Genomic DNA, 25,610 nt, shown 5'->3' on the forward strand with positions numbered 1-25,610 from the left:
AAGGGGTAGCACGATGGCGCAGTTCGTAGCCGCGATAGACCAGGGAACCACCTCCACGCGATGCATGATCTTCGATCACAGTGGGCACGTAGTCGCTGTCGAACAGCACGAGCACACACAGATCTTTCCGCAGGCAGGCTGGGTCGAACACGATCCGATCGAAATTTGGGACAACGTCCGCAACGTCACCGCGGGCGCCTTGGCCAACGCAGATCTGACCGCGGCCGACATCGCATCCGTCGGCATCACCAATCAGCGTGAGACGGCAGTGGTCTGGGAACGAGCAACCGGAAAGCCCGTTTACAACGCCATCGTCTGGCAGGACACACGCACCGATCGAATCTGTACTGCACTCGCCGGCGAAGACGGCCCCAGGAAGTACACCGAAGTCACCGGATTGCCGTTGGCCACGTACTTTTCGGGCCCCAAGGTCAAGTGGATTCTCGACAACGTCGAGGGCGCGCGTGAGAAGGCCGAAGCAGGCGAGTTGTGCTTCGGCACGATGGACACCTGGGTGCTGTGGAACATGACCGGCGGCGTCGACGGCGGAGTGCACGCTACCGACCCCACCAACGCGTCGCGCACTCTGTTGATGGATCTCGACACTCTCGCTTGGGATTCGGCGATCTGCGCCGACATGGGCATCCCCGAATCGATGCTCCCCGAGATTCGCAGCTCGTCCGAAACTTTCGGATTCGTGCGCGAACGCGGAACGTTGTCCGGCGTGCCGATCGCCGGAATCCTCGGCGATCAGCAAGCAGCGACTTTCGGTCAGGCCTGCCTCTCGCCCGGAGAAGCGAAGAACACCTACGGAACCGGCAACTTCGTGCTCCTCAACACCGGCACCGAAAAGGTGATGAGCAAGAACGGCTTGTTGACGACGGTCTGTTACAAGATCGGTGAGCAGCCAACGGTTTACGCACTGGAAGGATCGATCGCCGTGACCGGTTCGCTGGTCCAGTGGCTTCGGGACAACCTCGGCATGATCGACAACGCGGCCGACATCGAGGTGAACGCGCGCTCTGTGGACGACAACGGTGGCGCGTACTTCGTGCCCGCGTTCTCGGGCCTGTTTGCACCGCATTGGCGCGCGGATGCACGCGGTGCGATCGTCGGTCTGACAAGGTTCGTGAACAAGGGGCACCTTGCCCGGGCGGTGCTCGAAGCGACTGCGTACCAGAGTCGTGAGGTGATCGAGGCGATGAACCTCGACTCGGGTGTCGACTTGAAGGTTCTCAAGGTCGACGGCGGAATGGTCGCGAACGAACTCCTCATGCAATTCCAGGCCGATCTGCTCGACGTCGAGGTGATCCGCCCTGTCGTTGCGGAGACCACGGCATTGGGCGCTGCGTACGCCGCTGGTCTCGCGGTCGGGTACTGGGAGAGCGAGGACGACATTCGCAGCAACTGGGCGAAGGACAAGAGCTGGACGCCGTCGATGGATTCGGCCGAGCGTGAGCGCCTGTATGCAGGCTGGCAGAAAGCCGTCACTCGGACACTCGACTGGGTCGACGCAGACTGATCGCGGCGCCCCCATTTCTACCTATTTTCAAGTGAAGGAACAGTTTTCATGAGCACAGCACAAGCATTGAGTCCGTCCTCGCGGGCGGAGTCGCTGAAGAAGTTGGAAGAAACCGAACTCGACGTCCTCGTTATCGGCGGTGGCGTGGTCGGAGCGGGTAGCGCGCTCGACGCCGCAACTCGCGGTCTGAAGGTGGGCTTGGTGGAGGCTCGCGACTTCGCGTCCGGAACCTCGAGCAGGTCGAGCAAGCTGTTCCACGGCGGACTGCGTTACCTCGAGCAGTTCAATTTTGCGCTCGTGTTCGAGGCACTGCGTGAGCGGTCGCTGGTTCTGAATTCGCTGTGCCCGCATCTCGCGAAGCCGGTGCCGTTCATCTACCCACTCGAGAAGTTGATCGACCGGCCGTACGTCGGTCTGGGCATCGGCGTCTACGACGTGATGGGCGCAGGCCGCGGGGTTCCCTCACACCACAAGCATGTGGGCAAGAAGAAGACTCTCGAATCGTTCCCGTCCGGAAAGCGCTCTGCTATCCGGGGTTCGGTCAAGTTCTACGAGGGTCAGGTAGATGACGCCCGCCACACGATGATGCTGGCGCGCACGGCGGCCGAGTACGGTGCGCTGTGCGTCAACAGCACCCGCGTAATCGGCTTTCTCCGTGAGGAGGACCGCGTAGTCGGGGTGAAGGCCGTGGATCTGGAAACGGGTCGCGCGTTCGAGATCCGTGCTCGTCAGGTCATCAACGCCGCCGGTGTGTGGACTGACGAGATTCAGGAAATGGTAGGTGGTCGAGGACAATTCCAGGTTCGCGCTTCGAAAGGTGTGCATTTGGTCGTCCCGCGAAACCGCATCAACTCTGCGACCGGAATCATCACGCGGACCGAGAAGAGTCTGCTGTTCGTGATCCCGTGGGGAAGCCACTGGATCATCGGTACGACGGACACCGACTGGAACCTCGACCTCGCCCATCCGGCAGCGAGCCGAAGCGATATCGACTACATCCTCGGACATGTCAACAAGCTCCTTCAGGACGAGTTGACGCACGAGGACGTCGTCGGTGTGTACGCGGGGTTGCGTCCGTTGCTGTTCGGCGAATCGGATTCGACCAGCACTCTCTCGCGTGAGCATGCGGTGTCGAGTCCGGTCCGAGGTTTGACGGTGGTCGCCGGTGGCAAGTACACCACTTACCGCGTGATGGCCAAGGACGCTGTCGATTCCGCGGTGCACGGATTGGAACAGAAGGTGCCGAAGTCCTGCACCGAGCGTATCCAACTTGTGGGTGCCGACGGCTACTTTGCCGCGCACAACAATCGGCATCTCACCGCTGAGCGCACGGGACTGCACGTTTCGACCATCGAGCACCTACTGGGTCGGTACGGCACTCTGGCTGACGAGTTGTTCGAACTCGTCGAGGCGCGACCGGAACTGGGGCAGCCGTTGGACTCCGCCCCCGAGTACCTCAAGGCGGAGATCCACTACGCTGCGAGCCATGAGGGTGCGCAGCATCTCGACGACATCCTCACCCGTCGTACCCGCATCTCCATCGAGGTTACCGATCGCGGCGATGCGGCAGCTGCCGAAGTGGCGGAACTGGTTGCGCCGGTGCTCGGTTGGACTCCCGAGCACATCGCCGAGGAGATCGAGCACTACCGGTTGCGCGTCGCAGCCGAGCGGGAATCTCAGGAGCAGCCCGATGACCTCACAGCTGATGCGGCGCGCCTCGGTGCACCGGACGTTCGCACCGGAGTCACTGTCGGACAGGTTTGAGTCCGGGACACCAATGATCGGCCGGGACGCTGTGTCCCGGCCGATCGACCGAACTGCCTCGGTGTCAATCGAACTCGTCTGCCGAACATTCAGGGAGGTCGATCGTCACAACCGCGCCCTCGTTCGGATGGTTCGCGAAGTCGATACGAGCGCCGATGACCGCCGCTTGTCCCACTACGATCGTCAAGCCGAGGCCCAGGCCTGAGTTCGGGCCGCGTTCGACGGAGTTGGTCTGAAATCTCTTCGGCCCCTGGCGAAGCCACTCTTCAGTGAACCCGACGCCCCGATCTCGGACCGTGATGCGGGAGTGGTCGACGTGGACATTGATCGGCGACTTTCCGTGATTGCGAGCATTCAAGATCAGGTTGGCGATGATCCGCTCCAGTCTGCGCGCGTCGGTGTACGACACGGGGGTGCCGTGAACACTCACTTCACACTCGACCCCGGTGGTGGAAATCGCGTGACGCACCACCGGCGCCAGTTCCACCGATTGGATGTCTGCCTGCTCGGAGGTGGTGTCGAGGCGTGCCACTTCGATGACGTCCTCGGCGAGCCTCCTGAGTTTATGGACGCCGTCGCGCACCAATTCGGTTGGCCTACCGGGTGGCAGGAGCTCTGCGGCGCCGACCAGTCCGGAGATGGGCGTCCTGAGATCGTGCGCGATGTTGGCTGTCACGCGCTTTTCGGCGTCCAGTTGTCCCCGTAGGGCATCGGACATCGCGTCGACCGCATCCGCCAGCTCGGTGATCTCGTCGTCGAAAAGCGACCAGGTGACCGAGCGGACGCGGATGTCCGCTCCGGTAGACACTTTGCGAGCCGCACGGGCGGCCGAGCGCAATCGATACGACATCGCGAGTCCAAGCAGCACACCCAGGACGGCACCCGCTGCGATCACTGCGATGGTGGCGTTGCGAAGTGTCCGATCGACGCTGGCGATCGATTCCCGCTGCGCGGTGTACGGGACGCGAATCGCCACCACCTGAGTGTTGACGTCGGCAGCAGCCCAGACAAATGGCTGGTCCCCGCTGTCGACAAGGTAGGTGGCACGTTTGCCGCCCGCCACGGCCTGACGCAACTCTTCCGGAACGTCGAGACCATCTGTGGTGGCGCGGAACAGCGCACGCATGCTGCCCGTTTCGTCCTGCAGCACCAGTTGGAGATTGCGATCAGCTGCCGCCCGCGCTGCATCCTCTTGGTTGTGTGAAAAGGTTTGATGCATCACGGTACTGAGCGTGATCGAGGCGACGGCGATCACGAACGTGATGGCCGCCGCGATCTTCCACTGAAACGACAACCGCCTCCCGGTGGACGGGAGCTTGGCGGCGAGATCCCGCGATCTCACCGATGGTTGTCCATCGTGTAGCCGAACCCCCGGACGGTCCGGATCTGTTCGGAGCCGATCTTCGTGCGCAATCGCTGAACGTGAACGTCGACGATGCGCGTATCGCCGCCCCAGTCGTAATCCCAGACGTCCGAGAGCAGTTCGGAGCGAGACCAGACTTTGCGCGGCACACTCACCATGACCAGGAGCAGCTTCATTTCGGTGGGCGTGAGAGCCACTTCGGCGCCCGAACGCGTGACGGTCACCAACTCGCGATCGATCTCCAGATCGCCGAGAGTCACGATGTCTTTCTCCGTACCGGAATGGGATTCGACCCGCCGGAGCACACTGCGGATACGGGCCACCAGGACACCGCTGTCGAAGGGCTTGGTGACGTAGTCGTCGGCACCGGCTTCCAATCCGAGAACGATGTCGACCGGGTCGTCGCGCGCGGACAGCATGATGACCGGCACCGACAGTTCCTCACGAATGCGTCGGCACAGGCTGATTCCGTTCAGGTCGGGAAGCATCACGTCGAGGACGGCGATATCCGGCTTGGCGTCGACCGCCATATCCATTCCGGTCAACCCACCCGATGCGGTGATCACCCGAAACCCGTTGCGTTCGAGATTCAATTGCGTTGCTTCGCGGATGACAGCGTCGTCTTCGACCAGCAAAATCAACGGATCGGTCATCGGCCTTCGCTTTCATGGGAACGGAACACTCTCAAACCCTTCACCGGTCCACTTGTATGCAGTCGACGATTGACAGAACTCCGGAATGCCGGGGTCTTTGCACAGGTCGACCATGACCGACAATCCTCCGGTTGAGCCGACGACGTAGCGTCCTGGGTCTTGCACTCCGAAGACTTTGTGAGCGCCCGATTCGTCGATCTGGTAGACGAATCCGGCGACCATGAAGCTGACCGGTGGGGCCGGTCGTCCCCAGATGCCGACAGACTCGCAGGTGAAGACATTGACGACGGCATCTTGCCAAACGGCGCCTGTCACGGGGGAGTACCGGATTTCGAAGGGGAAGTTCGCATCACCGCACAGTCGGAGACTGTCCTTGACCGCATCGGACACTTCCGGGTCTGCTCTGAGGAGGGCAACAGGATCGATGCTCAAGCCCTGTGAGAGATCCGAGGGGTCGAGTGATGCTGCGATATTCGGAGTGGGTTCTGATTCAGGCTCGGTGGAACAGGAGACGAGAGCAAACGCGACCGGCAGGCAAACACCGGCGAGCATCGCGCGGCGACGGCGATCAATCACGGATGAACTCCATTCCATCCCAGTGGAACTCGGTCCGAAGCGGTGGACGGGGGCAACATTCGAACTCCGGTGGCCGCGGATCCGTTTCCAGGACAGACAAACTCGCGGCGCGTTGACCGCTGACGATGAACTTTCCGCGCTCTTCGACGGAGAACAGGCGCTCACCCAGTTCGGGATCGTCTTCACTCGAACCGGCCTTGCCGCTGCGGTAGACGTAGCCGGCAAGGTTGACCGAAATCGACACTCCGGTCCCGGGTTGGTGGGCCGGTTGGCACGGATACACATTCATGACGACGAGTTCGGTCTCCGGCACGATACGCGGTGCGCCTGGATCGAGAAGGATGGACCCGACCGAGATCGGATACCAGTCAGGGCACGACCGAAGTTCTGTCTTCACTCCCTCGGACACCCCAGGATCGTCGAGGAGCGCCCGGCCCAACCTCGAGTTTTCGGCAACCCGTCTGGCCAGGTCTGCAGGTTGTGTGACGGGCAACCCGGTGGAAGCGACATCGCCTTCGATCACAACGCCCTGGGTGGACGCGCAGCCGGTGATCACGGACGCTCCGAGGGTTGCTGCCGCGAGCGCTGTACCGAACAGGCTGCGAGTACGGTCTGATCGACCGCCGCAGATGTCACTCCGATACAACACTTTCCCCTCCCCGGCCGCTGCGAACCCTCTCATCGGCATGTGCGTTTTCATACGATCACAGGTGATCTCGATATCGGAGTTTTGCCACCCACCGTTACGTAATCGTATGAATTTCTGGACCGTCGAGAGTTGGTACGCGACCGACGGAATTCTGTTACGAAACCGATGGAATCAGGCTCCTAGAGTGAGTCACGTCGGTGTTCACCGCTTGGGCGGAACGAGCTGATCCGCGTATCGAGGAGTGTGAGAGCAAATGCCTGAACTATTGCTGACCAACAAGACTCGGCGTCTGCGAGTGCTGCTCGCCGTACTGACGATCGGGGTGATGTGCGCGATGACAGGGTGTTCGAGTGATGACAACAGCGCTCCAGGAGACGAACCGACGACTACATCGGTGGTTGCGGCGTCTACGACCCCACCGCCGCTGACCGCAGCGACCACTTCGGAGACAGTCGAAGGCTCGAACTCGGTGGGCGGCGGTACGGACGCATCCACCCCCGGAGTCCCGGCGGGCGGAGCAGCGCCGGCCTGGACCCCGGTCTCGACCAGCGCGGTTGCCCCTGCGGCCCCTGGTCCGGCTACCGAGTCGACCAAGTGCACCGATCAGATCAATTATGTGGGTGACCCTCGTTCGAATGCGGAGATCAACAGCATCGGAGAGCAGATGGGTTCATGCCCGGCGCCGCTCCCGCCCGATGCCGTCGAGCCCTCCGAGAAGTGCACCGACCAGATCAACTACGGCGCTGACCCTCGTTCCAACGCCGAGATCAACATCATCGGGGAACAAACCGGGATCTGCCCCGAGCCGATACGCCCCTAGCGACTTCAAAACCTGAGCATTAGTCGGGAATTCGACCAAGAGCCGAACCAGGGGGAGATCGGAATGACAAGCAGGGCAGGTGGACGTTCGATCGACAGTGTTGCCGACGATGCGTCCCGAGGGGATCGGGACGCGATTGCAGAACTCCTTCAACGCATCGTGCCTCTGGTGACGCGGCGCTGCCGTGCCGAACTGCGACCGCTCGACGCTGATCGTATTGCCGTCGGTATCTGCCGATCCGTCCTGTCCGACATTCGGCGACGTAGACGTGCCGGAGAAGCGTTCCTCGCGCATCTGTACGACGCGATCAGTCGCGAAATCGATTCGCTACCCGCCTCCAGTCGACTCACTCTGCCCTTCGGTGATCTGTCGGCCGCAGAACGCAACGTCTTGGTAGCTCGCATCGTTGTCGGCTTCGACGTGCGCGAGACGGCGCTGTCACTGAGAACGACAACGAGCGCCGTCGAACTCGCCCAACACCGCGCGCTGGCCAAGATCAGACGCGGCAGCCTGAGCGGCGCCTGAATCAACGCTCGAAAGTCAACAGCTGCAACCCTTCGCAACTCCCGGCAACCTCACGCAACTCTTTCCCTTCGCCCGTGACCTACACGACACTGCATGGCGACGAGTGATCGAGAACGAGGAGTGTGACTGTGGTTCAACGGACGGCGCAGAAGCCGACAACCCCAGGATCGAAAAGGACCGGCGCCAAGCCTCATTCAGGGCTGGACCGGGATGCATTGCTGAAGGCGTACGAGAAGATGTCGCGCATCCGTGCGTTCGAGGATCGACTGCACGAAGAGAATGCAACCGGTGACATCCCCGGCTTCATTCACCTCTACTCGGGCCAGGAAGCCATCGCGGTGGGAGTGTGCGAGAACCTGAGCGACGCCGACTACATCGGATCCACTCACCGCGGTCACGGGCACTGCATCGCCAAGGGCTGCGATCTGAACGGCATGATGGCCGAGATCTTCGGCAAGGACGACGGCCTGTGTCGCGGTAAGGGCGGCTCGATGCACATCGCCGACCTGTCCGTGGGAATGCTCGGCGCCAACGCGATTGTCGGCGGAGCCCCGTCGTTGGCGATCGGCGCTGCACTGAGTGGCAAGACGCTTCGAAACGGTGTCATCGCAGCGTCGTTCACGGGAGACGGTGGATCCAACCAGGGAACCGTCTTCGAGGCGATGAACATGGCTGTGGTGCTGGATCTTCCGATCGTCTTCGTGATCGAGAACAACGGATTCGGTGAAGCAACAGGAACCGACTACGCGGTGGGCGCACCCGACATCGCCGCCCGCGCTGCATCCTTCGGAATGCCTGCCGTCAAGGTGGACGGCACCGACTTCTTCGCGGTCTACGACGCGATGGCGGAAGCATCGGAGCGCGCCAGGACCGGCGGTGGCCCCACCACGATCGAGGCGGCGGCATTCCGTTGGCACGGCCACTTCGAGGGTGACGCGCAGCTGTACCGCACGGCGGAACAGGTTGCGCAACTACGGGAAACCAAGGATCCGCTCAAGAATTTCCGTAGCAGCGTGGATGTGAAGAAGGTCAGCACCGCTGATCTGGACGCGGTGGACGAGCAGTCGCGAGTGCTGGTGGACGAGGCGGTAGCGAAGGCGCGTGCCGCGGCGTATCCACCCGTCGAGAATCTGCTGACCGATGTCTACGTGTCGTACTGAGGAGCCCGAGATGACAAGCGTGGAAGCCGAGAACGTGTCGAAGAAGACCTACCGCGAGGCCGTCAAAGAGGCCATCGCCCAAGAAATGCAACGCGACCCGAGCGTCGTTCTCATCGGTGAGGACGTACGGGGTGGGCATGCCGGTACCAATCCCGATCTGGAGACGAAGAAGATCGAGGCATTTGGCGGTGTCCTGGGTGTCACCAAGGGATTGTGGACGGAGTTCGGATCGGAGCGTGTAATCGATACCCCGATCACCGAATCCGCGATCATCGGAATGGCTGCCGGAGCCGCACTGACCGGACTGAGGCCGGTCGCCGAGCTGATGTTCATGGACTTCTTCGGAGTCTCCTACGACGCGCTCTACAACCAGGCTGCCAAGTTCCGCTACATGTTCGGTGGCAAGGCCAGAACCCCGCTGGTGGTGCGAGGCATGATCGGCGCAGGGTTCTCCGCCGCTGCACAGCACTCTCAGTCTCCGTACAACGTGTTCGCGGCGGTGCCTGGTCTGAAGGTAGTCGCGCCGTCCAATGCCTACGACGCCAAAGGCCTTCTCATCCAGGCTATCCAGGACGACGATCCCGTCGTCTTCTGTGAGCACAAGGTGCTCTACGACCTCAAGGACGAAGTGCCGGACGAGCCCTACGCGATTCCGTTCGGCGTCGCCAACTACACCAGGCAGGGCGACGACGTCACGATCATCGCGTTGTCCGCAATGGTGAACCGCGCCAACGACGTAGCAGACAAGCTGGCAGCCGAGGGTATTTCGGTCGAGGTTGTCGATCCTCGTACTGTCTCTCCCTTGGACGAGGACGGCATCCTCGAATCCGTCGCATCGACCGGACGCGTCGTGATCGTCGACGAATCCGCCGCCCGCTGCGGTTTCGGGCACGACGTAGCCGCGCTGATCGCCACCAAGGGATTCAACTACCTGAAAGCGCCGATCGAACTGATCACGCCGCCGCACACGCCGGTTCCGTTCTCCCCGACCCTCGAAACTGCCTGGCTGCCTGACGCGGCGCGCATCGAAGAGTCGGTTCGCAAGCTGGTGAGAGCCTGATCATGGCTGACATCAAAGCTATCGACATCCCCAAATGGGGGCTCTCCATGGAGGAGGGGTTGGTCAACGCCTGGCTCATCGGGGAAGGTGACTCGTTCACCAAGGGCCAGTTGATCTGTGAGATCGAGACCAGCAAGATCACCAACGAGCTCGAGGCGCCGTTCGACGGTGTTCTCCGCAAGATCGTCGGCACGCCTGGGCAGACTCTGCCCGTCGGCGCCGTGATCGGTGTATCCGCCGATGCGTCCGCGACGGATGCGGAGATCGAGCAGTTCCTCGCCGCCCGCGGCGCAACCGCGCCGGCGGAAGAGCCGGCACCGTCACCAGCTGCTGCGCCGGCGGCTCCCGTGACACCTGCGGCTACACCGGCTGCGAAGGTGGTTGTTGCAGCGAAACCTGCACCAACCGGTTCCACCGTCGTACCGAGTGTTCTGCAGGGCACGACGCAGAGCGACGTGTTTGCGAGTCCTCGCGCACTCCGACGTGCCGAATCGCTCGGAATCGATCTCGCCGCCGTAGTGGGTACCGGTCCCCTCGGGCGGATCAGTGTCCGCGACATCGACGACGCGATTCGTGACGCCGGTGGCACTGTTGCGCCGGTAGTGCCGGCCGCGAGATCCGGCCTCCCGCTGCGATCAACCGCCGACGACAGTGCCGTGCCTGCCACCCCGGTCGCACGCAGAACTGCCCGATCACTGGGCGTCAACCTGCATGACTGTCGTCCGACGGGTTCGCGGGGGCGCGTCTGCGTCGCCGACGTGCACGACGCCGCTCGTTCCGCGCAGCTCCTGCCCGAGGCGGCGGCTGAGACCGAATCTGTTGCGGCCGAACCCGAGTACGACACAATTCCTTTCACCCCCATGCGATCGGCAATCGCCGGTAGGTTGCAGGCGTCCAAGCAGCAGGCACCCCATTTCCGGCTCACCGCAGACCTCGAGCTCGATGCGCTCCTCGCTCTGCGCAAGGAGATCAATTCGACCGTCCCGGCGGTCAAGCTGTCGGTCAACGACTTCATCGTGAAGGCTTGCGCCGCTGCACTGATGAAGGTGCCGGACGTGAACGTCCAGTTCGATGCCGCGAACGAATCGGTTCTTCGATTCGCGTCGGCGGATGTCTCGGTGGCAGTTGCACTTCCGACCGGGCTGATCACGCCCATCGTGCGTAGCGCGAATACCAAGTCGTTGGCGGACATCTCGGGTGAGGTGCTCTCGTTGGCCACCAAGGCGAAGACCGGCAAACTTCGTCCCGAAGAATTCCAGGGCGGAACCTTCACGGTGTCCAACCTCGGCATGTTCGGGATCAAGGCATTCGACGCGATCATCAATCCGCCCCAGGGAGCGATCCTTGCCGTAGGTGCGGGGGAGAAGCGCGCGGTGGTGGTCGGTGACAGTGTTTCTGCCCGGACCGTGATGACCGTGACCCTCTCGTGCGATCACCGGGTTATCGACGGAGCCCTGGGTGCGACCTTCCTTCGGGAGCTCCAGCGCTTTGTCGCTTCTCCCGCGCTGATGTTGGTGTAAGGGGCTGTGGTGGAAAACAATACGTCGCATAAGTACGACGTTCTTGTCATCGGTGGCGGCCCCGGTGGTTACGTGGCGGCGATCCGGGCTGCCCAGTTGGGGTTGAACGTCGCGCTGGTAGAACGTGATCGCCTCGGAGGTATCTGCCTCAACTGGGGTTGTATCCCCACCAAGGCGATGCTGCACGGCGCGGACGTCGCGCATACCTTGAGTGAATTCGACACATACGGATTCAGTTCGGCGTCTGTCCAGTTCGACATCTCGAAGTTGGTGTCGTTCAGCCGAGGGGTTTCGGAGAGGTTGTCCGGCGGTGTTGCCTATCTGATGAAGAAGAACGGCGTCGACGTCATCTCAGGCGCCGCGAAGTTGGTGGACAAAGGCGTCGTATCCGTGGGAGGACAGACGTATCGAGCCGACCACGTGATCATTGCAACCGGTGCCCGGCCGCGTTCGATTCCCGGCGTTGCCCCCGACGGTGATCGGGTGTGGACCTACTTCGACGCGCTCGTCCCGAAGGAACTGCCGAAGTCGCTGCTCGTGATCGGGTCCGGCGCGATCGGAGTCGAATTCGCCAGCCTGTACCGCGATCTCGGAACCGAGGTGACCATCGTCGAGATGGCACCACACATCATGCCGGTCGAGGACGAAGAGATCTCGGCCTTCGTTCGCAAGCAGTTCGAGAAGCGTGGCATCACGATTCACACCGGAGCCTCGGTGTCGGCGGTGACCGTCGGCGACGACGCCGTCCAGGTGAATGTGCAGACGAGCGACGGTGTCGAGTCGTTGACCGTGGACCGGGTGTTGGTGGCGGCCGGAATCACCGGCAACGTCGAGGATCTGGGGTTGGAGGCTCTGGGCGTCGAGATCGAGCGCGGTGCGATCGTCACCGACCAGTGGTGCCGTACCAGCGCTTTCGGGATCTATGCGATCGGTGACGTCGCGGGCGCTCCATGTCTGGCGCACAAGGCAAGTCACGAAGCTGTCCTGTGCGTCGAAAAGTTGGCAGGCGTGCCCGACGTTCATCCGCTCGATCGCGACTACGTTCCGGGATGCACGTATGCCCGCCCACAGGTGGCGAGCCTGGGTCTGACGGAGAAGCAGTGCGCCGGTACTGGTCGCGCGCTGCGGGTCGGACACTTCGACCTGCAGGCGAACGGCAAGGCACTGGCGATCGGCGAGGCCGAAGGCTTCGTCAAGACGATCTTCGACGCCGATACCGGGGAACTTCTCGGCGCGCACATGGTCGGTCCGGATGTGACCGAGCAGATTCAGGGTTTCGGTATCGCTCGATCCCTCGAAGCCACCGGCGAGGATCTCGCCGAGGTCGTGTTTGCTCATCCGACGCTCTCGGAGGCAATGCACGAGTCTGTGCTCTCGGCGCTGGGGAGACCCCTCAACGCGTGAGCACCGTTCGCGTGCGTGAACGCCGTCCTTTCGTTCACGCACGCGAACAACTCTGCAACCGGGTGCAACGCTCGCTTTCGATGACCCCGTCACATAGGACTGGAGTGTGATCGGCGAAACGAATCGACTCGAACCGGCCCTGGCCAGTGGTGAAGACCCGGCGCAGTACGCACGTGTTCTCGAATCCGTGTACGAAGCAACGATGTCGGGACGCAAGCCGCCTGCGCGTCCGCGCTCCGTCATCGCGAATTCGTGGTCGCGTTTGCGTGCGCTCGGACTCGATCCGGACCGGTGCTCGATCACCGAGACGGGCCGCGAATCCGAGATCGACGAAGGCAGACGCGCAGCCGGCATGGCGGAGATCTTCGACGAGGCGGTGCACGGTCTGGCACCACTCGTCGGCCCGGACGACGCGAATCTGATCGTGGTGGCGGACCGCTACGGACGTATCCTCTGGCGACACGGGTCCAGTCGAATGTTGGATCGGGCCGAACGGCTCGGGATGATCGAGGGTGCGTCGTGGACCGAGGAAGCTGTTGGTACCAACGGGATCGGCACTTCCTTGGCATCAGGTTCGGCAGTGCAGGTGTTCTCGGCCGAGCACTACTCGCGCTCGCAGCATCCGTGGACCTGCTCCGGGGCGACGGTTCGAGATCCGCGTAGTCGCCGGGCCATCGCCGTCGTGAACGTCGCCGGCGCAGCAGACACGGTCCACCCGTCGACTCTCGCTCTGGTGGACAGTGTGGCCAGGCTGGCGGAATCCGCACTGCGGGAGAAGCATCGAATCGGATTGGATCAGCTCCGGATGATCTCGGCATCGACGCTGGCTCGTGCGAGTCAGCCGACAGTGGTCGTGGACCGCAGTGGCTGGGTCGCGGCGGTGGACTCGATGGCGCCGATCTACAGAATCGCACTGCCGAAAGTGATGAGCAGCGGCGAGCATTGGCTCCCGTCGCTCGGACTATGTATGTGCGAGCCGCTTCCGGGTGGTTGGCTCGTCCGCCCTCAGATGGATCCGGCGTCCGGAACGGTTTGTGCAGAAGTCGAATTGGATGTGCAAGATCCGAATGCGATGGAATTGCGGTACTCCTCGGCAATGGGGAGCTGGAGTATCGACCTCAGCCCGCGCCATTCGCAGATCCTCGTGGCTCTGACACAGGCGCCCGAGGGCCTCACGGCCTCGCAGCTCGCCTCACAGTTGTTCGGCGATCCACGCAAGACGGTGACCGTCCGGGCCGAGATGTCGAGGTTGCGTAAGCGATTGGCCGGAATCCTGTTGGCTCAGCCCTATCGCTTCGACCCGGCGGTGAGGGTAAAAACCTCCCCTGCTGTGCGCCTTTATTAACCGCGGGGGGTTAATAAAGGCGCACAGCAGAGCGGCGCGAACGCCGCACCTGCGCGTACTCGTAGCCGTTCTGCCAGGTCACGGTGGCCACCAGCACCCAGATGATCCACGTGGCGCTCATGTGCGTGCCGACGATGCCCATGACGATGGGGACGGCGGTGCACGGGAGCGCCCAGCCGAGCAGCCACCGTCGGTCCGATCGCGCGAACAGCCCTGCCACCAGGCTGATTCCGAAATAGACTGCGATGCTTCCGCACAACAACCACCGCAGGTTCGCGGGCGTGTGCTCCGCGCCGTGTTCGGTTGCCGCTCCGAGCCCCGCGACCAGAACCGCGATAGCGCCGGTGGTGAAACAGTGCAGCGCCATGTCGATGCGAGCGGGAAACTTCTCGGGCTGCAGGTGCGGAACACCGGCGTGGCCGTAGAGAAGCGAGAGTGCCCACATGCCCGAGAGCAGGACAAACGATCCGACTGCGAGGCTGACCACCGTCGAGTCCCAGGTGAGCTTCGAGGCCGCAGAAATCACGAGGATCACACCCTCGCCCAGCACGATGATGACGTACAGGCCCAAGCGCTCGGCAAGGTGAGCCCGATCGGAGTGCAGGGCTTCGAGTTCGGGCATCCGGTCGTCCTTGAACCCCCGAACCTTGATGATGCGGTCGAGCTTTTCCTGCGCGTCTTCCATGATCGCGCTGCCGGAGACGACGAACATGATCAGCAGGTCGATGGTCACACCGGCGGTCCAGAGCCAGAACCGAGTTTCGCCCTCGAACCAGAACGAGACGATCCACGGGATCACACCGAGAGACATCTGGGCGATCGGCCAGTCCACGACTATCTGGCCGTTGTGCCACACCCGACTCGCCAGCAGACGTACGGCCACGTAGGCGACAGCGAAGGCCAGCGCATGGTTGTCGTGGATGCCGGCCACGGCCGCCATCATGACGGCCAGTCCGAACATGGCGATCAGCATGCTCGGGATCCGGACACGGTCACCGGCAACGTTGCCGTACATCGTGAACGTCGCCCACGCGGTCCAGAACGCGAGATAGAGCAACGCGTAGAGCGCGACATCCGACCACGACGGCGAACCGTGGAGCAGGTGAGCCAACTGACCGATACCGGCAACCACGACGAGGTCGAAGAACAATTCGATCCACGACGCGTGTCGCTCGAGCACCGCCTTCTGCTTCGAGTCTGGTTCATTTCCGAGTTCCGACATACAGCTCAGTATCGGTTATCGGCATCAACAGTGCTGGTAGGCGGCGAAGTTGTCCGTTTTTTCGAAGTAGTGTTTATGCTGTCCGCGCTCACGCGCGCGCCGTCAGGGAGGGGCATGCGAAGGCGCAAGTCGACGCCGTCGACCACATGACAAAGAAGTACGCACAAGAGTTGGCAGACAAGGGCTGACATCGTGAATGTCCCACAGGGCAACCGGGCGTTGTGTTTTCGAGAAGCCATGGCGCACGTGTGCTCACCGAGACTGCCGGACGCTCCCATCTGGATCGTGTGCACTGTGGACGGTGGTGATCACAAGATCGTGACAGGATCGGTGAACGAGGTCGAGCACCGCGAGTCGAATCCACTGACCTACCACCGGCGTGTATTCGGTACGCACGCACCGACGTCAGTGCTCTAGGAAGGAGAGCCATGTATGTACTGGTGGACGACGGCCGCGTCAGCATCCACGATGTGGACAACCTGAAGGCCTTTCACGTCGAGGTGAGTGCCGACATCTCCGAAGCCGAACTGGACGAACTCTTGCGCCTTCAGGATTACGGATACGTCAGCGGTGGTAGTGCATTCATCTCGGTAGCCCGCGTTCGCGAGAGCACCACGGACGTCGAAGGTGTTGCCGCGATGGTCGAATACGCCCAGAGCAAAGGCTGGGTGGACGAGGACGGCGAAGCACTGCAGGCTCACGTCGTTCGCCAGAAGTAGCGGAACGGCTCAGACCATGTCGTTCTTCTGCAGCCATCGCAGCGTCGGCCAACCGCAGAACACCGGGAGCCAGCAGGTCAGCACTCGGTAGAGCAGGACCGACGGGACCGCGATGCTTGCCGGCAGTCCGAATGCGGACAGACCACCGATGAGGGCGGCCGCCACCCGGTGTCGGAGCCGCCGAGGCGAGCGTCCCACCGATCATCGTCACGATGGTGACGGTGATGAACGTCGTGCCGCCGCCGAATGCTTCGACGCTCGCCCACAGAGCCAGGGCGGCACCCAGAGTTGTTGCGGCGCTGCCGCCCACGATGATGAGGAAGCGCGTGGGATTTCGCGCGAGTTGGCTCAGTTCACCCAACACCTCGGTGATCTGAGGACGCAGGTCGTCGCGCAGCCACCCACGGAGTTTCGGGATGAACATGAATGCACCGAGAACTCCGAGCGCGACGCCGCCTGCCAGATACAGAACAGTGGATCCCGGGATGAAGTGCGAGAGGTTCGTATCACGTCCGGCGACGATCGAGAAGAAGATCAGCAAGCCGACGTGGGTGACCACCTGGACCGTCTGTTGCAGCGCGACTGCGGCCGTTGCACGGACGGTACCGAGCCCGCCCTTCTGCAGGAACCGCACGCTCAGCGCTAGCCCGCCGACTCCGGCCGGAGTTGTCGTCGCCGCAAAGGTGTTGGCCACCTGCATGATCAAGAGGTTGCGGTAACTGACCATCGACGACGCACAGGCCCACAGGGCCGCAGCCGCGCCGACGTACGTCAGTGCGGAGACGCCGAGGCCGAGCAGTGCCCACCACCAGTTGGCCGTCTTCAGTTCGGTGATGAACGCGGGGACCTGGCTGATGAAGGGGTAGGCGACGTAGACCAGACCGATGAGCAGAACGAGCTGGATCAGCTGGTTGCGACTGAATCGGGTGACCTGTGCGGGAGCGACCTTTTCGATCCCGTTCTTGGCACCGACCTCGTCTCGGATCTCGGTCATCAGTTTCGCGGAATCCGTGACCGTCCGCCGAATTCGGTTGGGCAATGCAGCGGTGGTCAATCGGCCGGAGGCGGCGAGAATCGTGTCTGCGCCTTGCGCTCGAATCGCGGCGTCCACCGCTGCATCGACCCCGAACAATGATGCGGTGGCGAAGAGAAGTTGTGCGTTGTCGGACTGCATCTGAACTTCGGTGGCGCCGAATTCGGAGTACGCGTACCCGCCGAAGAGGATGGTTCCGCCTTCGACACGAATCTCGGAAGCGCGCAGGTCGCCGTGCGCCATCTGGTGCACGTGAGCGGTATGCAGTGTTTGCCACAGCGCGTCGATCAGTTTGGTGGATTCTTCCTCGCCCGCCTGGTTCTCGACGGCGACGGCAAGGGGGATGCCACGAGGACTCGGGCGCGCGTACATCTCCCACCCGCGATCGAGTACCGAGATTGCGACGGCCTTGGAACTGGCCAGACCGATGTCGGCGAACGCGATACCCATGAGCGCTCGGTGTTCGACGGCGCGACGAAGTGATCCGTAGGGCGGCGGAGTTTCACGGTTCCGGAACGAGATCCAACGGAACGTCTGTCGAATTGCTCCGCTGCTTCGCTGGTTCTGTCCGTACAATTCGACGACGAGTTCGTCGAAAGGTTCGTCGTCCGGTGCTTGGTCGATGGCTGCGGACATGACAAGAGGCCCGATTCCCGAGGGACTCACGACGCGGAACGCGGTGACGCGGTAACCGCGCCGCGCGAGTACGCGTACTGCCGAGTCCAATGGCACTTCGAGGGCAGGGGTGCCGACGGCGAGAACGATCACCGCGCCGATCAGGTAACCGACGGCGAGACCCAGCATCGATCGTGCGGGAACGATCGAGCTGACGATCAGATGGATGGGAGCGAAGAGCAGAAGCAGCGTCCACCAGGCTCGTCGCCACTTCTTCGGAAGCCACGGGCCCGAGACGGTGAGCACCGCCGCGAGCATCGCGATCCATCGCGGATCGTCGAGGAATTGAGACAGGAAGGTGGCGTCGAGTCGGTCCGGCACGTCGAGGTGCCATTTCGGTGCCGCCAGGCCTGTTCCGGTGAAGGACAGCGCGACACCGGCGCACAGGCCGGCGGCGGCGTATCCGGCCAGCAACTTCCACCGGCGCCCGACGATCAGGCCGATCAGGATGGCGAACGGTAGCGCCAGAATTGCGATGCCGTAGAGCAGGTACACAGTGTCGGACAGGCTCGGCGAGAGAACACCGACGATGTTGGACACCGACGTTTCGAGGGCGTCCCACTGACTTCGAGTGATCAGAGATCCCGCGATCACGCCGCCGAGCAGCACAGCAGCGATCGCAACCCGCATGATGTCGCTCGTACGGCGGTGCAGTGGTGGCAGGAGGCTTCCCGTTACCGGGATCTCCCGTCCGTCTACTCGCATCTCGCCAGAACTCTCTTCTCTCGGGGTTACCGACCGTCTCAGTTACCTCGATCAAGGTACCGCGTGAGGGTTCGGCGACTGGGAAGCCGGACCTGTCGTTACCTCCTCGATGCCAAGCAACATTCTCTTCGGACCCGCGGGAGCGGGCTTCGGCGCGTAAAATTCACTTTCCGGACGTTCGTTCATTTCGACGACAGGGAGTGCGTATTCATGAGCCCCGACGCCAGCGGTGTGGACGGTCGGGTTCCTGACCTGCCGACCCCGTCGACCAGAATTTCCGTCACCGAGGATTACGCGGCCGAGATCGACGAGCTGTCGAGTCTCAAGCACAAGCTCGGCGTGCTGGAGCCTTCGGAGTTCGCGGATGCCTGGAAGCAGGGCTATCCGTACGAGAAGAAGATGTCGCGCCGCGAGTACGAGCGGAAGAAGCGGCGTCTGCAGATCGAGTTGCTCAAGCTGCAGCTGTGGGTCAAGGAAACCGGTCAGAAGGTGCTCATCATCTTCGAAGGTCGCGATGCTGCCGGTAAGGGCGGGTCGATCAAGAGATTCACCGAGCATCTCAATCCCCGTGGAGCCCGCGTGGTCGCGCTCGAGAAGCCCACCGACATCGAGCGGACGCAGTGGTATTTCCAACGCTATGTCGCACACCTACCCAGCGGCGGCGAGATAGTGATGATGGACCGGTCCTGGTACAACCGCGCCGGCGTCGAACGAGTGATGGGTTACTGCACGCCGACGCAGTATCTCGAGTTCATGAGAGAGACCCCGGACTTCGAGCGGATGCTCGTCAACTCCGGGATTCATCTGCACAAGCTGTGGTTCTCGGTCAGCCGCGAAGAGCAGTTGGCGCGGTTCGCGGCCCGCCGAACGGACCCGGTGCGTCAGTGGAAGCTCTCACCGACCGATCTGGCTTCGCTCGACAAGTGGGACGACTACACCCAGGCCAAGGAAGCCATGTTCTTCTACACCGATACCGGGGATGCGCCCTGGACGGTGATCAAGAGCAACGACAAGAAGCGCGCTCGCCTCGAGGCGATGCGTCACGTGCTCGCCAGCTTCGACTATCCCAACAAGGATCACCGGGCTGTCGGTACTCCGGATCCCTTGATCGTCGGGCCGGCGTCGGCCGTATTCGAAGAGGGCGAGCACGTGAACGTGGAGTTGCCTCAGCTCTAGCGCAGGTGATCGCTCAGATCGAACTGGCCTCTGCCCACAGATTGATGCCGCTGTCCTTGGCGTGCTGATCTATGGATGCCAGTTCGGCTGCGCTGAATTCGAGATTGTCGAGCGCGCCGACGTTGGCTTCGAGTTGGGCGACACTGGACGCACCGATCAGTACCGAGGTGACCCGCGAATCGCGGAGTGCCCAGCTCAGTGCCAGCTGAGCCAGCGACTGGCCGCGGTCTGCCGCGATGTCGTTGAGCGCGCGGATGTGGGTGAGAGCGTCGTCGGTCAACCACGACGGATCCAGTGACTTACCTTGAGCTGCACGGGAATCCTCGGGGACGCCGTTCAGATAGCGATCGGTGAGCATGCCTTGAGCGAGTGGTGAGAACGCGATGACGCCGACGCCGAGATCGTCGACAGCCGACAGCAGGTCCTGCTCTATCCAGCGGTTCAGCATCGAATAGCTCGGCTGGTGGATCAAGAGCGGAACCCCCGCAGCGGCGAGCAGTGCGGCGATTTCACGGGTGCGCTCCGGCGAGTACGAACTGATACCCGCGTACAGGGCCTTGCCCTGCTGGACAGCGCTGATCAGGGCGCCTGCGGTCTCGTCGATCGGAGTTTCGGCGTCAGGGCGATGGCTGTAGAAGACGTCGACATAGTCGACGCCGAGTCGTCCGAGCGACTGATCGAGGGACGACAGCAAATACTTGCGGGAACCACCGAATCCGTAGGGGCCGGGCCACATGTCCCAGCCGGCTTTGGACGAGATGACCAATTCCTCGCGGTACGAAGAGAAATCCTCACGCAGGATCCTGCCGAAGTTCGTCTCGGCGCTTCCGTACGGGGGTCCGTAGTTGTTCGCAAGATCGAAGTGGGTGATTCCGAGATCGAATGCCCGCCGCAGTACTGCGCGCTGGTTCTCGATCGGTACGTCGTCGCCGAAGTTGTGCCAGAGGCCCAGCGAGATGGCCGGGAGTTTGAGACCGCTCCGACCGGTTCGGCGGTACGGCATGGCTTCGTAGCGGTCCTGCGCGGCGACGTACTGATCGGACATGGTGCCTGCCTTCACATCGTTGTGTCTGCGGTTGAGCGTTCACTCCCGACCATTATCGCCGACGGCGCTCAGGTGTGCCGGCCGCTGGAGGTGTGTCAGTCAAAATGCTTGCGGTTTAAAGCAATTCGATCGATCTTTTGGACCGATGTTCAGGTTCGAGTCACAGTGCCGGGCGGCGGTGACGTCGACCACGTCTGGGCTCGCATCTAAGGGAACGGTAAGGAATCGCGGTTACCATGGTCACAGTCGATCGGCGATACCGATCGCCGATTCGCTTCGAACATGTTGCCCAGCAGCCGGATCCGGGGTCCGGCGAGGAGATCTATGTCGACGCAGTCCGTAGTGCACGCACAATCATCCGCAGACGAGAGCGTCGTGGGGGATTCGTCTCCGCCGGGTGGTGGAAGCCGGCGATATCTCGAGCAACTGATCAGATACGACGTGCCGGCGTCGCTGGTCGTATTCCTGGTGGCGCTTCCCCTGTCATTGGGAATTGCGATCGCCTCCGGGGCGCCGATCATGGCAGGTCTGATCGCCGCAATCGTCGGCGGAGTGGTGGCCGGAGCTGTGGGAGGTTCACCGCTGCAAGTCAGTGGTCCCGCAGCCGGCCTGACCGTGGTGGTCGCCGAACTGATCGGCAAGTTCGGGTGGAAAGTCACCTGCCTGATCACCGTCGGCGCCGGAATTCTGCAGATCGTGTTCGGGCTCAGCCGAATTGCCCGTGCGGCGCTGGCTATTGCTCCAGTGGTGGTGCATGCGATGCTCGCCGGTATCGGCATCACCATTGCGCTACAACAGGTTCACGTGTTGTTGGGTGGAAGCTCGGCCAGCTCGGCGCTGGACAATCTACGGCAGTTGCCCGCACAGATCGGTGCCTTGCATGTCGAGGACCTGATGATCGGACTCGTCGTCATCGCCACCCTTCTCGGGTGTCGCTATCTCCCTGTCGGTGTCCGCAAGGTTCCGGCGGCGTTGGTGGGCATCGTATTGGCAACTCTCGCTTCGCTGGCGCTGCCGATCGACGTCGAGCGTATTGCTCTCGACGGATCTTTGCTGGACTCGATCGGACTCCCCGCTCTGCCCGACGGCCAGTGGCTCGGCGTCGCAACCGGCATCCTGACCATCGCCCTGATCGCCAGTGTGGAGAGTCTGCTCTCGGCCGTGGCCGTGGACAAGATGCACTCGGGCCCGCGGTCGAACTTCGATCGCGAGATGCTCGGCCAGGGCACCGCGAACATGGTGTCCGGGGCCATCGGCGGCCTTCCGGTCACCGGGGTGATCGTGCGCAGTGCGACCAATGTCGAGGCCGGGGCGAAGTCCCGCGCGTCGTCGATCATGCACGGCCTGTGGATTCTGCTGTTCTCGGCTGCGCTCGCCGGGTTGGTCCAGCAGATTCCGAAGTCTGCACTGGCCGGACTGTTGATTGTCATCGGTATTCAACTGGTCAAGCTGGCGCACATTCGGTTGGCGCGACGGACCGGTGATCTGTGGGTGTACGGCATCACGGTGGTCGGCGTCGTGTTCTTGAATCTGCTCGAGGGCGTCCTGATCGGGTTGGCGCTGGCCATCGCCCTCCTGGTGTGGCGTGTCATCCGCGCAACTGTCACCGCAGAAGAGTTGGGCGACAACGATTCCGGGAAGTGGCGCGTGCTGGTCGAAGGCTCGTGCACCTTCCTGGTGCTGCCCAAGCTGACGTCGGTGCTCGCCGGACTCCCACCGCGGTCGGACGTCACCGTCGAGCTGTCTGTCGACTTCCTCGACCATGCCGTCTTCGACGTCATCGAAGAGTGGGCGAGGCAGTACGAGTTGGCAGGTGGTTCGGTGGTCATCGACGAAGTCGGCTCGGTGAGTATGGAGAGCGCGACCACCGGTCCGCCGAAGCGCGGCGCCGCAGTCACCGACCTGCGCGGCTTGCTCGCGCCGTGGGGCAGTTGGCAACCACAGGCTTCGGGGAGGAATCTGAGCAGCCCGCCGGCCTTGCGGCCCATTCTCGACGGGGTGTCCAACTATCATCGCCATCGCGCCGAAGCGATACGGCCGCACATGGATCAGTTGCGCGACGGGCAGAACCCCGACTCCCTTTTCCTTACCTGCGCAGATTCGCGAGTGGTGCCGAACATAATCACGAGCAGTGGCCCCGGCGACCTGTTCACCGTGCGCAATGTCGGAAACCTGGTTCCTGCCGGCGGCCGCGATACGTCGGTGGAAGCGGCACTGGCCTTCGGGATCGACGAGTTGGGTGTCAGTTCGGTGGTCGTGTGCGGACATTCGGGCTGCGGCGCGATGCAAGCACTCCTGACGAACGGTTCGTCGGAATCGGGAGTCGTCGGGGAATGGCTGCGGCATGGGGAGACGAGCTTGCAGGCCTATACGAGTGGCCATCCGGTCGCGCGTGCTGCGGCCGAGGCAGGTTTCTCGGAGGTCGATCAGCTCGGAATGGTCAATGTCGCAGTCCAATTGCAGACTCTCGAACGCCATCCTCTCGTCGGTCAGGCCCGTGTGGATGGTCGCCTGCGTATCGCCGGACTGTTCTTCGACATCGGCTCGGCTCGGGTCATCGAAGTGACAGCGTCAGGGATCGGCCAGTTGATCGAGACCTGAAGGGGCTATTCGGGTCCGGGCTGATCCCTGAGTTCGACCAGCAGGCGAGCCCCGCCGAGTGGACTGTCGTGAAATGTCGTCCGTCCGCCGTGCAGGGCCGCCTGCTGCGCCACCAGCGCCAGGCCCAAACCGGAGCCTGTCTTGCCTGCCGTCGATCCGCGAGTGAAGCGCTCGAACACGCTCGAGCGTTCCTCGGCCGGTATTCCGCAACCGTTGTCGTCGATCGTGATCGTGACGGTGTCCGGTGAATCGGCCGGGCGAGCGAGGGTGATGCGCACCGCGCTCGCGCCGCCGTGGCGGACTGCATTGGTGATCGCGTTGTCGAGGATCAACCGGATTCCGCCGGGAAGGGCCCGGATGCAATAGGGGAGTGGGGAATCCACCGTGACGACGCCGACGTCGAGCCCAGGATGATGTCGGCGTGCGTCGTCGGCAGCGATGTCGCAGACCTCGGTCAAATCGGTGTCCTTGAAATCCTCGGCCGTCGAGAGTTCACCCTTCGCCAGGCGCTCGAGGTCTCTCAGAGTTGACTCGACGCGGCCCTGCGCGCGGGCCAGATCTGTGAGGATCTCGCGTCTTTGTTCGTGATCGAGGTCGTGAATGGACAACACTTCGATGTCGGTTCGCATTGCTGTCAACGGAGTTCGGAGTTCGTGAGCCGAGGCGGACGCAAAATCTCGGGCGGCGGCAAGGGCGGAGTTGGTTGCGGCTTGCGCTCGAGCGACGTCGCTGAGCATCGATTCTGCTGCTGCGGCAAGCTCGTCCGCTTCACGGATTCCGGAAACCTCGGTGGCGAGATCGGGATCGCGCCTGGCGATCCGGCGGGTCAACTCCACGAGGGGGCGCACCGCCGGGCCACCGAACAACCATCCCAACGCAGCTGCGGCCGCTACGGCCCCGACGCCGAAGAACGCAACCTGTCGCTGTTGGTCGACTGTGATGTCTCGCGCTTCGGCATAGGGAACCGCCAGCGAGACAAGGGCATTGATCCCGTCGGCCTCGGCGGTATATGCCCGGTACTTCGTACCGTCCACGTCGACGGTCGCCGAGCCGACCGGTAGTTCGGGCAGTCGCGTCGGGGTACTGGATTTGACGGTTCCGTCGGTATCGGAGCGGATGGTCACGGAAAAGGCGCCGCCGTCTCCGAACGCGCCGAGAAAAGGTCCCGCTGTTGCAGCATTGGCCACGATGACCGTCGATGCCGTCTCGAGTCGGCGGTCCAATTGCGCTAGATTATTTCGTGCGATAGCCAGTGCAACGACCACACCGAGTGCGATGACGATGAACGTCGCCCCCAGTGCCGCGGCCGCGGCAACGCGAGTTCGTAGTGAGAAGCGGCGACGCTTCACGGGTTCTCCCGAAGCACAAACCCGACGCCGCGAACCGTATGCAGCAGACGAGGTGAACCACCGGATTCGAACTTTCGACGCAGATAGCCGATGAAGACGTCCACGACGTTCGTGTCGGCGACGAAGTCGTAGCCCCACACCAGTTCGAGGAGACGTTCGCGAGTGAGCACGATGCCTGAATTGTGTGCGAGCACTTCGAGTAGCTCGAATTCGCGTTTGGTGAGCGGTACTTCCTTGCCGTCGACACGAACCCGGCGACCGGAGAGATCGATGTCGAGGTTTCCGACCCGCAGGGTATTCGTACCCTCGGAGTGATCGCCGGCCGGAGTGTTGCTGCGACGGAGCATTGCGCGGATCCGGGCAACCAGTTCGGCAAGAACAAACGGTTTGACCATGTAGTCGTCTGCACCGGATTCGAGCCCGGCGATGCGATCGTCGACCGAGTTGCGCGCACTGAGCACGCAGATCGGGATTTCGTTGCCGGCGGCACGAAGCGCCGTCACCACACCGGTGCCGTCGAGCACCGGCATGTTGATGTCGAGGACTACCGCGTCCGGTCGTTTGTCGGAGATCACTCGGAGCGCGTCGGCGCCGTCCACCGCCGTCAGTACGGTGAATCCCGAGAGCCGCAATCCGCGTTCGAGTGAGGTCAGGACGTCTGCGTCGTCGTCGACTACGAGGATTTTCGGTATCTCGGTCACAGCCCCATTGTGCCTTGCCTGGT

The 25,610-nt window shown here is 62.7% G+C and carries 21 protein-coding genes and 1 pseudogene; 13 read left to right on the top strand and 9 right to left on the bottom strand.

Features of this window, described 5'->3' with window-relative positions; genetic code table 11:
* Positions 1–13 precede the first annotated feature (13 nt).
* Complete coding sequence (gene glpK, locus AC1Q61_RS04210) at positions 14–1,522, top strand: glycerol kinase GlpK (RefSeq protein WP_003939742.1); 1,509 nt, start codon at positions 14–16, stop codon at positions 1,520–1,522.
* A 48-nt stretch (positions 1,523–1,570) separates the two neighbouring features.
* Positions 1,571–3,286, top strand: coding sequence for a glycerol-3-phosphate dehydrogenase/oxidase (locus tag AC1Q61_RS04215; protein WP_042451209.1), 1,716 nt, complete (start codon positions 1,571–1,573; stop codon positions 3,284–3,286).
* Between the two features lie 64 nt (positions 3,287–3,350).
* Here AC1Q61_RS04215 and AC1Q61_RS04220 read toward each other — a convergent pair whose 3' ends face one another.
* The 4 genes from AC1Q61_RS04220 to AC1Q61_RS04235 are packed head-to-tail and all read right to left on the bottom strand — an operon-like array spanning position 3,351 to position 6,527.
* Entirely contained in the window at positions 3,351–4,628 is a 1,278-nt protein-coding gene (locus AC1Q61_RS04220) for a sensor histidine kinase (RefSeq protein WP_058226118.1), read from the bottom strand.
* Complete coding sequence (locus tag AC1Q61_RS04225) at positions 4,625–5,302, bottom strand: response regulator (protein WP_003939990.1); 678 nt, start codon at positions 5,300–5,302, stop codon at positions 4,625–4,627. The genes AC1Q61_RS04220 and AC1Q61_RS04225 overlap by 4 nt, the downstream gene beginning before the upstream one ends.
* A 12-nt stretch (positions 5,303–5,314) precedes the next feature.
* Positions 5,315–5,878, bottom strand: coding sequence for a hypothetical protein (locus AC1Q61_RS04230; RefSeq protein ID WP_003940255.1), 564 nt, complete (start codon positions 5,876–5,878; stop codon positions 5,315–5,317).
* Positions 5,871–6,527 carry a hypothetical protein gene (locus tag AC1Q61_RS04235; protein ID WP_003939689.1) on the bottom strand — a complete coding sequence of 219 codons (657 nt, stop codon included), beginning with the start codon at positions 6,525–6,527 and terminating at the stop codon, positions 5,871–5,873. Before AC1Q61_RS04235 ends, AC1Q61_RS04230 begins: the two co-directional genes overlap by 8 nt.
* A gap of 253 nt (positions 6,528–6,780) precedes the next feature.
* Here AC1Q61_RS04235 and AC1Q61_RS04240 point away from each other — a divergent pair, with 253 nt between their 5' ends.
* The 7 genes from AC1Q61_RS04240 to AC1Q61_RS04270 all read left to right on the top strand — a co-directional run bounded on the left by AC1Q61_RS04240 (position 6,781) and on the right by AC1Q61_RS04270 (position 14,361).
* Positions 6,781–7,347 carry a hypothetical protein gene (locus AC1Q61_RS04240; protein ID WP_042921673.1) on the top strand — a complete coding sequence of 189 codons (567 nt, stop codon included), beginning with the start codon at positions 6,781–6,783 and terminating at the stop codon, positions 7,345–7,347.
* A gap of 63 nt (positions 7,348–7,410) precedes the next feature.
* Positions 7,411–7,872 (top strand): hypothetical protein, encoded by a 462-nt coding sequence (locus AC1Q61_RS04245; protein ID WP_003940038.1) that lies wholly within the window; start codon positions 7,411–7,413, stop codon positions 7,870–7,872.
* Between the two features lie 236 nt (positions 7,873–8,108).
* On the top strand, positions 8,109–9,032 hold the full coding sequence (locus tag AC1Q61_RS04250) for a thiamine pyrophosphate-dependent dehydrogenase E1 component subunit alpha (RefSeq protein ID WP_051649553.1): 924 nt from the start codon (positions 8,109–8,111) through the stop codon (positions 9,030–9,032).
* 10 nt (positions 9,033–9,042) lie between these two features.
* Entirely contained in the window at positions 9,043–10,092 is a 1,050-nt protein-coding gene (locus AC1Q61_RS04255; RefSeq protein WP_042921671.1) for an alpha-ketoacid dehydrogenase subunit beta, read from the top strand.
* A gap of 2 nt (positions 10,093–10,094) precedes the next feature.
* The gene (locus AC1Q61_RS04260) at positions 10,095–11,612 is read left to right on the top strand and encodes a dihydrolipoamide acetyltransferase family protein (protein ID WP_054188868.1); all 1,518 of its coding nucleotides are present in this window, start codon (positions 10,095–10,097) and stop codon (positions 11,610–11,612) included.
* A gap of 6 nt (positions 11,613–11,618) precedes the next feature.
* A complete protein-coding gene (gene lpdA / locus AC1Q61_RS04265; protein ID WP_042921670.1) occupies positions 11,619–13,016 on the top strand; it encodes a dihydrolipoyl dehydrogenase in 1,398 nt (465 codons plus the stop codon).
* A 106-nt stretch (positions 13,017–13,122) separates the two neighbouring features.
* The gene (locus tag AC1Q61_RS04270; RefSeq protein WP_215516045.1) at positions 13,123–14,361 is read left to right on the top strand and encodes a helix-turn-helix domain-containing protein; all 1,239 of its coding nucleotides are present in this window, start codon (positions 13,123–13,125) and stop codon (positions 14,359–14,361) included.
* Positions 14,362–14,371: 10 nt separating this feature from the next.
* On the opposite strand, the gene AC1Q61_RS04275 is transcribed toward AC1Q61_RS04270, so the two are convergent.
* The gene (locus AC1Q61_RS04275) at positions 14,372–15,583 is read right to left on the bottom strand and encodes a low temperature requirement protein A (RefSeq protein WP_030535378.1); all 1,212 of its coding nucleotides are present in this window, start codon (positions 15,581–15,583) and stop codon (positions 14,372–14,374) included.
* A gap of 192 nt (positions 15,584–15,775) precedes the next feature.
* On the opposite strand from AC1Q61_RS04275, the gene AC1Q61_RS04280 reads away from it, so the two are divergent.
* Complete coding sequence (locus AC1Q61_RS04280) at positions 15,776–16,000, top strand: flavin reductase (protein WP_308251954.1); 225 nt, start codon at positions 15,776–15,778, stop codon at positions 15,998–16,000.
* 11 nt (positions 16,001–16,011) lie between these two features.
* Positions 16,012–16,302, top strand: coding sequence for a hypothetical protein (locus AC1Q61_RS04285; protein ID WP_081558284.1), 291 nt, complete (start codon positions 16,012–16,014; stop codon positions 16,300–16,302).
* Positions 16,303–16,311: 9 nt separating this feature from the next.
* Here the strand turns inward: AC1Q61_RS04285 and AC1Q61_RS04290 are convergent.
* Positions 16,312–18,715, bottom strand: a pseudogene (locus tag AC1Q61_RS04290) (lysylphosphatidylglycerol synthase transmembrane domain-containing protein).
* 210 nt (positions 18,716–18,925) lie between these two features.
* Here AC1Q61_RS04290 and ppk2 point away from each other — a divergent pair.
* Positions 18,926–19,891 (top strand): polyphosphate kinase 2, encoded by a 966-nt coding sequence (gene ppk2, locus AC1Q61_RS04295; protein WP_003940295.1) that lies wholly within the window; start codon positions 18,926–18,928, stop codon positions 19,889–19,891.
* Between the two features lie 13 nt (positions 19,892–19,904).
* Here ppk2 and mgrA read toward each other — a convergent pair whose 3' ends face one another.
* Positions 19,905–20,936 carry an L-glyceraldehyde 3-phosphate reductase gene (mgrA, locus tag AC1Q61_RS04300; RefSeq protein ID WP_042921784.1) on the bottom strand — a complete coding sequence of 344 codons (1,032 nt, stop codon included), beginning with the start codon at positions 20,934–20,936 and terminating at the stop codon, positions 19,905–19,907.
* Between the two features lie 324 nt (positions 20,937–21,260).
* On the opposite strand from mgrA, the gene AC1Q61_RS04305 reads away from it, so the two are divergent.
* The gene (locus AC1Q61_RS04305; protein WP_492650983.1) at positions 21,261–23,537 is read left to right on the top strand and encodes a SulP family inorganic anion transporter; all 2,277 of its coding nucleotides are present in this window, start codon (positions 21,261–21,263) and stop codon (positions 23,535–23,537) included.
* A 5-nt stretch (positions 23,538–23,542) separates the two neighbouring features.
* Here AC1Q61_RS04305 and AC1Q61_RS04310 read toward each other — a convergent pair whose 3' ends face one another.
* Positions 23,543–24,886 carry a sensor histidine kinase gene (locus AC1Q61_RS04310; RefSeq protein WP_003939972.1) on the bottom strand — a complete coding sequence of 448 codons (1,344 nt, stop codon included), beginning with the start codon at positions 24,884–24,886 and terminating at the stop codon, positions 23,543–23,545.
* Entirely contained in the window at positions 24,883–25,587 is a 705-nt protein-coding gene (locus AC1Q61_RS04315) for a response regulator transcription factor (RefSeq protein WP_003939853.1), read from the bottom strand. Before AC1Q61_RS04315 ends, AC1Q61_RS04310 begins: the two co-directional genes overlap by 4 nt.
* Between the last annotated feature and the right edge of the window lie 23 nt (positions 25,588–25,610).

The sequence above is a fragment of the Rhodococcus sp. MPR-R1B genome, from assembly GCF_058793255.1.

Bases quoted from the DNA above. Each gene is read 5' to 3' on its own strand.
- ppk2 (WP_003940295.1), top strand. From the start codon at position 18,926: ATGAGCCCCGACGCCAGCGGTGTGGACGGTCGGGTTCCTGACCTGCCG.
- AC1Q61_RS04225 (WP_003939990.1), bottom strand. From the start codon at position 5,302: ATGACCGATCCGTTGATTTTGCTGGTCGAAGACGACGCTGTCATCCGC.
- AC1Q61_RS04215 (WP_042451209.1), top strand. From the start codon at position 1,571: ATGAGCACAGCACAAGCATTGAGTCCGTCCTCGCGGGCGGAGTCGCTG.
- AC1Q61_RS04245 (WP_003940038.1), top strand. From the start codon at position 7,411: ATGACAAGCAGGGCAGGTGGACGTTCGATCGACAGTGTTGCCGACGAT.
- AC1Q61_RS04285 (WP_081558284.1), top strand. From the start codon at position 16,012: ATGTATGTACTGGTGGACGACGGCCGCGTCAGCATCCACGATGTGGAC.
- AC1Q61_RS04250 (WP_051649553.1), top strand. From the start codon at position 8,109: ATGTCGCGCATCCGTGCGTTCGAGGATCGACTGCACGAAGAGAATGCA.
- AC1Q61_RS04255 (WP_042921671.1), top strand. From the start codon at position 9,043: ATGACAAGCGTGGAAGCCGAGAACGTGTCGAAGAAGACCTACCGCGAG.
- AC1Q61_RS04260 (WP_054188868.1), top strand. From the start codon at position 10,095: ATGGCTGACATCAAAGCTATCGACATCCCCAAATGGGGGCTCTCCATG.
- glpK (WP_003939742.1), top strand. From the start codon at position 14: ATGGCGCAGTTCGTAGCCGCGATAGACCAGGGAACCACCTCCACGCGA.
- mgrA (WP_042921784.1), bottom strand. From the start codon at position 20,936: ATGTCCGATCAGTACGTCGCCGCGCAGGACCGCTACGAAGCCATGCCG.
- AC1Q61_RS04275 (WP_030535378.1), bottom strand. From the start codon at position 15,583: ATGTCGGAACTCGGAAATGAACCAGACTCGAAGCAGAAGGCGGTGCTC.
- AC1Q61_RS04240 (WP_042921673.1), top strand. From the start codon at position 6,781: ATGCCTGAACTATTGCTGACCAACAAGACTCGGCGTCTGCGAGTGCTG.
- AC1Q61_RS04305 (WP_492650983.1), top strand. From the start codon at position 21,261: ATGTCGACGCAGTCCGTAGTGCACGCACAATCATCCGCAGACGAGAGC.